We start from the raw sequence: 1,081 nt of genomic DNA on the forward strand, positions 1-1,081 counted from the left end.
GTTTGGTCCATAGGTACTCCAAATAAGGATGTCTATGGCCGACGGCTCAACCTCATTCAGCGTATCCGCGCTTGTGGTCGCACACAAGTCATAGGCCGCTGCCGGTTCAGCCAGCCTGCCGCCGGTTCGGCTCTTCGTAGTGCGTCCTGGTAGCCGTTCCGCCGACAGATTGCACCAGTGAGGCGGCGATGTCGCGGAGTTTGACGTTGCCGTTGCTGGAGGCATCGGTGAGGATCCGGACCGCGGTTTCCTGGTCGCAACGGTTCTGGGCCATGACGATCCCGATGGCCATGTCGATCACGGTCCGGGATTCGAGCGTGGCGCGCAGGTTCGTGGCGCTGTCCGTGTGCAGCGAGAAGCGGACTGCCAGCCGCAGCGCCTGGGAGATTTCACGGGTGTACCCGCGGGCCCGGACCGCGACGTCGCCGTCGAACTTGTGCGGGACATCGGAGTAGAGGTTCAGGGCCGCCTGGGCTTCGCCCTGGAGGTGGAAAGGCACCGACAACACCGAGCGCAGGCCGTGCGAGGCGACGGCGGAGGCGTAGTCAGGGCCCCAGCGGTCCTCGTCGAAGAGGTCCGGGACGTAGACTTCCCGTTCCTCCTTGGCGGCGGTCAGGCAGGGGCCCTGGGACAGTGAGTACTGGATCTCGTCCACTTCGCGGGCGGAGTCGCTGCTCCACCCGATCGTGGCGGCCTTACGGTCCCGGAGCAGGGTGATTCCGCACAGCGCGTCGTCGCCGGAGCCGGCCACCTGGTGCGCGGAAAAACGCGCGAGTTCGTTCAGGAACGCTTCGAAGTCTGCGCTGTCCAGGATCAGGTTCTGGATCTGGTCGACAGTGTTGACGGAGTCAGCGGTCAAGTCTTCAGGGGGCGGGAGCATGTCGCGTTTCTCCAGATGCGGGTACGGACGGGGGGTATTTAAGAAATGATAAGTCACCCCCTAGGCACCGTCCACCCGCGTCAGCTGAGGGAGAAACGCTAGTTGAGGCCCAGTTCGTCCTTGCCGAAGGCGAAGAGGTACGGAACGCCGGCTTCGGCCTCGATCTTTTCCTTGGCTCCGGTGTCGCGGTCCACGATCACG

General features: G+C 64.1%; 1 protein-coding gene and 1 pseudogene. Both read right to left on the reverse strand.

What is annotated here, in order from left to right; translation table 11 throughout:
- Nucleotides 1-106: 106 nt before the first annotated feature.
- Entirely contained in the window at nt 107-880 is a 774-nt protein-coding gene (locus tag LQV45_RS34975; protein ID WP_230012582.1) for a GAF and ANTAR domain-containing protein, read from the reverse strand.
- A gap of 98 nt (nt 881-978) precedes the next feature.
- Nucleotides 979-1,081 (reverse strand): annotated as a pseudogene (locus LQV45_RS34980) (orotate phosphoribosyltransferase); the annotation flags it as partial.

It is taken from the genome of Microbacterium sp. Bi128, assembly GCF_918698205.1.